General features: G+C 61.5%; 9 protein-coding genes and 3 pseudogenes. 3 read left to right on the forward strand and 9 right to left on the reverse strand.

Annotated features, from left to right (window positions below; translation table 11 throughout):
• Both recD2 and AC1D34_RS34685 read right to left on the reverse strand, forming a co-directional pair.
• Positions 1-2105: SF1B family DNA helicase RecD2 (gene recD2 / locus AC1D34_RS34680; RefSeq protein ID WP_476826683.1), on the reverse strand; the 2105-nt coding region annotated here is incomplete at its 3' end.
• Between the two features lie 436 nt (positions 2106-2541).
• On the reverse strand, positions 2542-2790 hold the full coding sequence (locus AC1D34_RS34685) for a DUF6880 family protein (RefSeq protein ID WP_476826684.1): 249 nt from the start codon (positions 2788-2790) through the stop codon (positions 2542-2544).
• Between the two features lie 19 nt (positions 2791-2809).
• Between AC1D34_RS34685 and AC1D34_RS34690 the strand changes: the two are divergent.
• A pseudogene (locus AC1D34_RS34690) lies at positions 2810-3042 on the forward strand (integrase core domain-containing protein); the annotation flags it as partial.
• A 3-nt stretch (positions 3043-3045) separates the two neighbouring features.
• Here AC1D34_RS34690 and AC1D34_RS34695 read toward each other — a convergent pair.
• The 5 genes from AC1D34_RS34695 to AC1D34_RS34715 all read right to left on the reverse strand — a co-directional run bounded on the left by AC1D34_RS34695 (position 3046) and on the right by AC1D34_RS34715 (position 4584).
• Positions 3046-3345: an MmgE/PrpD family protein gene (locus tag AC1D34_RS34695; RefSeq protein ID WP_441507964.1), complete on the reverse strand. Its 300-nt coding sequence runs from the start codon at positions 3343-3345 to the stop codon at positions 3046-3048.
• 64 nt (positions 3346-3409) lie between these two features.
• A complete protein-coding gene (locus AC1D34_RS34700; RefSeq protein WP_441507965.1) occupies positions 3410-3715 on the reverse strand; it encodes a hypothetical protein in 306 nt (101 codons plus the stop codon).
• Positions 3716-3747: 32 nt separating this feature from the next.
• Positions 3748-3957: a hypothetical protein gene (locus tag AC1D34_RS34705; protein WP_441507966.1), complete on the reverse strand. Its 210-nt coding sequence runs from the start codon at positions 3955-3957 to the stop codon at positions 3748-3750.
• A gap of 25 nt (positions 3958-3982) precedes the next feature.
• Complete coding sequence (locus AC1D34_RS34710; RefSeq protein WP_441507967.1) at positions 3983-4375, reverse strand: hypothetical protein; 393 nt, start codon at positions 4373-4375, stop codon at positions 3983-3985.
• Positions 4372-4584 (reverse strand): hypothetical protein, encoded by a 213-nt coding sequence (locus tag AC1D34_RS34715; protein ID WP_441507968.1) that lies wholly within the window; start codon positions 4582-4584, stop codon positions 4372-4374. The genes AC1D34_RS34710 and AC1D34_RS34715 overlap by 4 nt, the downstream gene beginning before the upstream one ends.
• Before the next feature lie 566 nt (positions 4585-5150).
• On the opposite strand from AC1D34_RS34715, the gene AC1D34_RS34720 reads away from it, so the two are divergent.
• Positions 5151-5921 (forward strand): MBL fold metallo-hydrolase, encoded by a 771-nt coding sequence (locus AC1D34_RS34720; RefSeq protein ID WP_476826685.1) that lies wholly within the window; start codon positions 5151-5153, stop codon positions 5919-5921.
• Between the two features lie 66 nt (positions 5922-5987).
• On the opposite strand, the pseudogene AC1D34_RS34725 reads toward AC1D34_RS34720, so the two are convergent.
• Positions 5988-6176: pseudogene (locus AC1D34_RS34725) on the reverse strand (recombinase family protein); the annotation flags it as partial.
• On the reverse strand, positions 6109-6408 hold the full coding sequence (locus AC1D34_RS34730) for a DUF2924 domain-containing protein (RefSeq protein ID WP_441507970.1): 300 nt from the start codon (positions 6406-6408) through the stop codon (positions 6109-6111). The gene AC1D34_RS34730 and the pseudogene AC1D34_RS34725, both read right to left, overlap by 68 nt.
• 86 nt (positions 6409-6494) lie before the next feature.
• Between AC1D34_RS34730 and AC1D34_RS34735 the strand changes: the two are divergent.
• A pseudogene (locus AC1D34_RS34735) lies at positions 6495-6769 on the forward strand (IS6 family transposase); the annotation flags it as partial.

Here is a 6769-nt window from a genome sequence, read left to right on the forward strand (position 1 = left end):
CCGCCAGCCCTGATCGCCATGGCCAGCGCGCGCTTCTGCCCCACGATGACGACCAGCCGTTTTCCCCGCGTGACGCCCGTGTAGAGAAGATTGCGAGCCAACATCATGTAGTGCTGGGTCGTCACTGGAATGACGACGGCGGGGTATTCCGAGCCCTGTGATTTGTGGATCGTCGTCGCGTAGGCCAGCACGACCGTATCGAGCTCACCGAATGGATAGCTGACGATCCGGCCGTCGAACTCGGCGGTCAGTTCGCCTTCCTCATCGTCGATACCTATGACCATGCCGAGATCGCCGTTGAACACCTCACGGTCGTAGTCATTTACGGTCTGCATAACGCGATCGCCAACCGCAAAGGTCCAGCCGAAGCGCTCGACCGAAGCCGTGGGGTTCGGGTTGAGGACCCGCTGGAGTTCAACATTGAGATTGCGCGCCCCCAGCAGTCCCCGGTTCATTGGGCATAGGACCTGGATATCAGCGATCGGATCGAGCCCGAAGCGTCTTGCAATCCGTTCACGCACAATTTCTCGAATCTTCGCGACACCGTTTTCGGGCGTGTCGATCTCGACGAAGAAATAGTCGCTGTCTTGCCGCGGCGCGGCGGATTCCGGCATCTGCCCCTGGTTGATGCGGTGGGCATTGACGATGATCCGGCTGGTTGCGGCCTGCCGGAACACCTCCGTCAGGCGAGCGGTCGGCAGGGCCTGCGACGAGATGATGTCGCCTAAAACCTGTCCTGGCCCGACTGATGGCAGCTGGTCGACATCGCCAACCAGCAGAAGCCCTGCCCCGCGTGGAACGGCTTTCAGTAGCGCGTGCATCAGTGGTACGTCGACCATGCTGGTCTCATCGACCACCAGGAGCTGGCAGTCGAGAGGACTTTCCAGACCCTTCTTGAAACTGCCGTTCGCCGGATCAACCTCCAGCAGGCGGTGGATGGTTTTGGCCTCGATGCCGGTCTGCTCCGTCATCCGCTTGGCTGCGCGTCCGGTGGGGGCTGCCAGCAGCACCCGCACGCCCTTGGCGACCAAAATCCGCAAGATGGCGTCCAGAAGTGTCGTCTTGCCTGTGCCTGGGCCGCCAGTGACCACGGCAACCTTGCTGGCGAGCACGAGACGGACTGCTTCGATCTGCGAGGACGCCAATGCCTTGCCGGTCCGCTTTTCGATCCAGGGCATAGCCTTGTCGTGATTGATCGCAGGCCATGGCGCCGGCCCAATAGCCAGATCAGCGAGGCGCCGCGCGATTGCCTGTTCAGCAGCATGCAGACCTTTCAGGAAAACGCACTGAGCGTCTTCGATCCGGTCCAAAACAATGTCACCCCGTTCCAATTCGGTCCGGATCGCGGTTGCGATCAGAGCGGCATCGACCTCCAGGAGCTTTTCGGCCAACTTCACGAGGGCGTCCTGAGGCAGTCCGCAGTGGCCTTCATCCGTCGCCTCTTGAAGCGCAAAGGAAACGCCAGCACGCAAGCGCTGGGGCGCGGTCTTCTTCATGCCGAGCTTTGCTGCGATCGAGTCCGCTGTGCGAAAGCCGATCCCGCGAATGTCACGGGCGAGCCGATAGGGATCTTCCGTCATCACAGCGATGGCCTCATGCCCATACGTCTTAAAGATGCGGACAGCCCTGGCTGTCCCGACGCCGTGGGCGTGAAGGAATATCATGATCTCCCTGACGGCCTTCTGCTCTGCCCATCCCGACACGATGCGCTCAGCGCGCTTCGGGCCGATGCCGGTAACCTCCTTCAGCCGCTCCGGATGAGCCTCGATGATGTCGAAGGTAGCCGCCCCGAAAAGCGCCACGATGCGCTTGGCCATGGCGGGGCCGATCCCCCGCATCTGCCCGGATGCGAGGTATCTTTCGATGCCCTCAGCCCCGGTCGGCGGCGTGGTCTTCATGACCTGCGCCTTGAACTGGAGGCCGTGGGTTCGATCGGTAATCCAGATGCCCGAGGCCGTAACGAACTCGCCCGCTCCGATCGTCGCGGCGTGGCCCACCACGGTCACGAGATCGCGCCGGCCCCGCGCTTTCACCCTGATCACGGCAAAGCCGCTGTCGGCGTTGTGGAAGGTTACCCGCTCCACAGTTCCAGCGAGCGTGTCCAAGGGTGGTGGTGCGGGGTGGGCTTGCAAGGATGCATTCCGTCCGGGAGCCGGCTGACATTAACGGATTGTGTCAGCCAAACACGCAAGGTTCTGTGAAAATCCCTGGGCGCCATAGCATCTGAAAGTTCCTGCCCTTCACGCCGCGGCGAGAATCTCAAACTCCGCTGCGATGGACGGAATTAGATTGTAGGCAGAATTGTCACGGGAATGGTGCGATCTCCGCCGCGCTGATGGCCGGACCAAGACCGGTATCGCACAGTGCGAAAGGAGAGCGTGCAGGTGGCAGCCGCCCGACGCGTCTAAGGTCGATGCTGTCATCAAGCTGATCGAAGCCAGAACCTCCCCCGCAGAAGCTGCCCGCCAACTCGGCCGGGGCCGTTCCACGATCTAGCGCGAAATGCGACGGCTCGGCATCAGCCGCCCAGCGCAGGGATCATCACGCGTTCCAGAAACCGCTCTTGCGGCCATGCTTCGCCTTGAGCGTCGCAATGTAGGTATCGTGATCGGTATGCCCTTTGAAATCCCCGATCCGTCTTGCAAGCTCAGCACAGGTTTGCGGGTGCCGGGCCGCGTGGGGATAACGCTTGGCGCGGGTCTTATCGAGCGCGAAATCGATCATCGCTCTTAGCGCCAATGTCGCGGCTAACGGGTATTTGGCCTCAAGCGCTTCGGCCGCGTCCGTCAAACAGCCGTAGTGGCGAACGTCCCGGCATGCCAGGCTCCGGGATGAGCTTCTGGATGGCGAAATCTTCTATACCTTGGCTGAAGCGTCATCAAAAGCTGGCGACGCCACTTCAATACGCTGCGCCCGCATGGTTCACTTGGCTACAAACCGCCGGCCCCGGAGGTCTTCGCGCCAGCCATGACCGCGCGGGCGGCTGCGCAACCCAGACCAGCGACGCCGCCCGCGCTAGCCGCCAGACCCACCATCCACTAACAATCAAATCGGACCTCTCGTTGGGAGCGGATCACCTGCTGCTGCTTGAGTTCGACGAGCGTCCGGACCGGCGTATGGGCGAAGATATGGCAGGGGGTAGCACTTGGTGCAGATTCGCTCGGTTTCCCAAGTTTCGCCCAGGCCGCGCAGCAGCTCGTCCAGCTTCGGGGCGCGGGTAAAGGCTTCGAAGAAGCCGAACTTACCTTCCAGAATAACGTCGGGCCCACTGAAGCCGGCGGCCGCGAGGCGGGCGGCCATCACGCCGCCTTCGGAGGCGCGGGCAGTGTGAAGCCGTTTGATCACGCCGCCATTCGTATTGCTGAAGCCGTGAATCACTCCAGGCCAGAGCAATTCGCGACAGGAAAAGTCAGTGGGCCTTCTGCTTCGCGACCCGCTCCAGGAAGTCTTCGACGGGCACGTTCGACCATATGCTGCCGGTCGTCTTGAACCCACAGCCATTCAGGGCCTCGCCGTGCTCGCCGAGCCATTTAATCATCGGTACGTCGCCGCCGAGGCTCGCCCCGATCCCGGCGCAGGTCAGTACCGTTCCGACCGGAAGGACCATGCTCCAGCTCTGATAGCAATTCGGTCCGCTCAGCCTCATGCCGTAGAGCCTGAAGCCGTTGTGGACAACGCGCCATTTCTGGCCGTGCTTGAATTCTGACCGCCTCATCGTTTTGCAACCACCCGCGACAGGAAAAGTCGTCAGCGTCGCGCCAGGCGGCTCTCATGGACGAGGCAGGCGCTGGTGAGCATCACGACGCGGCCCTGGAAGCCGGTGCCATCGCCGGGTTGGACTTCCGAGGCCGCCTCCCTGGTCGGGAAGCGCGTCGCCTCATGGGGATCGGATACGAAGCTGATCATGCTGTCGTCCTTCCGGACATAGCAGCCATCGGACGTCACGAGCACGTACATCGGACTCCCCCCATGTGCAGTTCATTCAGACGTAGCGCAGCTTCTTATCCTTCTGCAGCACGACGCGGCGCTGGCAGCCTTCGCAATTCATGCCCTTAGCGTGGGTCGCAATCTTGATCTCCGTACCGCAATCGAGGCACTCGGCCACACGGTAGAAGCCGGGAACGCCGGAGATCAAGGTGGAGACCATCGTCCACGCCGCCACCGCCGTGCAGGCGATGCCGAGCCAGGGATGCAGCTCAGTCGCCGGCAGGATCGCGATGAGATAGAGCGCCCCGACGCAGAGCGTGCCGCGAACATGGGCACCCTTCTTCGGCTCGGTCTCCTGGCAGACGAAGCGGGGATAGCCCTGAGGCGGCTCACTTGGCGGGGTCGGAGGCGTCTTCTTCACCTTGAACAGGTCGACGACGTTGCTCACGAGCGTGGCTCCCGCCATTCCTTGCAGGTCACCGTTTCCTTCGTACTATCATCCGTCCAGCGCGTCATGTTGCTTTGGAAGAAGAAGGTCGGAGCGCTGTCGTCATCCGGGGCGATGAAGTAGCTGCCCGAGCCGTAGGCGTGCTGCTTGCCGTTGATCGTGACGACGAAGTTTCTGTCGGGCGAGCTCGTGCCGTACTGAATCAGCACGTCGCCGCCCTTCGGGAAGTTGCAACTGTAGCCGGAATTTGCCGTCTTTGATCGGCTGGAACTGGGCGGGAGCGCTGCCGAGAGCGGCTAAAGCGCGTCCTATCAAGGCGCAGGTAGTGATCGGTTTCATGGTGGCAGCACTCCTTGGCTACCCGTGCGCTGACTACCCCTACATCCTTGCAGTTAGTTTCACCGTGACAATAGCCATTGGTCTAGCCATCTCTGTTCCCAGCTGATTTTTCGGGAATGGTGAATTGGGACTTTATGGATCGGTGGTGATTGGCGGTCGATAGATATTATGGACAACACCCCTATCGTGCCACGCTCAGATCGAACCATTCCCGTGACGATGCCCGTTGACGGTATGCGGGCGGGGAATTTAAGCTTTGCGGCGTTCGCAAGCCCTTTAATATCCATTGCGTCGAGCCGTCCAACTGACATGACGCTGCAGGCAGGGTTGCTGAATGGGTATCTCATGACCCGGTGGGACGACTTCGTCCAAGATCTCGTGGAGGCTAACTCCAATGCCAACAGGCCATACTTGCACGAAAATTCATGAATTCGTCATGGCCAGCATTTCGCTGGCCTTCGGCGTTGTTTTGTCCGCCGCCGCGCTGGCACAGTCAGCCCAGGAAGGCGGGAAGGTGAAGGTGGAGTGGCTCGGCCATGAATTCTACAGGCTGACCTCGCCGAAGGGCATAGTCGTACTCACCAGCCCTTGGCTGGGCAACCCGGACGGTCCGATCGCGCTCGCCGACCTCACGCCAACTGATTTCATCCTCGTGCCAAACGCCCATAACGACGACATGGGCAATCCGATCGAAATTGCTGCCCAGTCCGACGCAACCGTCATCACTCCCGGCCCCCTCGGACGTTGGCTGGTGTCGAATGGCCTCAAGCAGGAGSAGTTCCGCCGTGCCGGCATCGGTGACCGGTTCACGTTGAAGGGGATCACCTTCAAGATCGCGCCCAGCGGCCATGACAACACGCTGCCGTCCGGGGCAGACGGCGGCCCTTCGGTGGCTTTCTTCATTACGTTCGAGAACGGCTTCACTGTGTTCTACAATGGCCACTCCACGCTGCTGGGTGACTTGCCGCTCTATGCCGCACTTTACAAGCCCGACCTTGCGATTCTCGGCCTCGCCGGCGATCCGCCGGAGTTCGCTCAGGTGGCTCGCCTCCTTACGAACGGTAATCCGAAGCTCAAGCGAGTCATCCCGAGCCACATGCGGCCCGATGCAGTCATTCTGAAAGAGGGCAAGAAGGAGCTCGATCAACTCGGTTTGGGAAATCTGATGTATGTACCGAAGCTTCGAGCTATTGAGGAATACCCATAGTGGCGATGTCTGGCGAGCTTGCGAGTGGGCCCAAATCGGTTCTGTTGTCTCCGGCTCACGCCGCGCAGACAAGCCGCCATCAACAAAGCGATCGCCAACGAGGCTCCAGCCCTCATGCGCCTGGCTCTTGATGTAGGCCTCGCGGGCCTCCCACTGGGCATCGAGCGGGTTGAAGGCGAGATCGAGATTATGCTCGGTCGATTTGCGCGTGTAGATCGCGCAGCGCTGCGGCCTGACGGCGGGTTCGCGGTTCATGGCGTGGCCTCGCCGCCGGCTGCTGTCGCAGCCCGAGGAAGCGCGGGCCATTCCGGGTTGTCCCGGTGATGCGCTTGGCCAGCGTCGAGAGGCTGCGATGCGTCTCGCCGTTCCAGAGGAAGCCACCGGGCACGATCACGACCTCATGGCTGACCCCATCATGCTCGCGCACAAGGACCGAGCCGGTCTTGATGCGCCGTCTGGTCTCCTGGCCCCGTGCGAGTTTCGCCAAGTGCCGGGGGCCAACTCATCGTCCAGTTGGCATTGTCACGGCGTAGCGGAGTTGTTGCGCCTCGGTCAGGTTGGTAGCCATTGAGCATGGCAAAGATCAGTTACAGCGGTTAWCGCTTTCCACCCGCGATCATCCAGCAGGCAATCTGGCTGTATCTCCGGTTCACCCTCAGCTTCCGCGACGTCGAGGATCTGCTGGCCGCGCGGAATTGCCGTGTCCTACGAGACGGTGCGCCGCTGGGTGAACCATTTCGGACCCAGGATCGCCGCCGATCTCCGCCACCCCCGACCAAAGCCTCACGCCACTTGGCACCTGGACGAGGTCTATCTCAAGATCGACGGTCGCCTGGTCTATCTTTGGC

It is taken from the genome of Allobosea sp. P1_A7 (assembly GCF_056406775.1).

Excerpts from the sequence above, each read along its gene's own strand:
- AC1D34_RS34700 (WP_441507965.1), bottom strand. The coding sequence starts at position 3,715 with ATGAGGCGGTCAGAATTCAAGCACGGCCAGAAATGGCGCGTTGTCCAC.
- AC1D34_RS34705 (WP_441507966.1), bottom strand. The coding sequence starts at position 3,957 with ATGTACGTGCTCGTGACGTCCGATGGCTGCTATGTCCGGAAGGACGAC.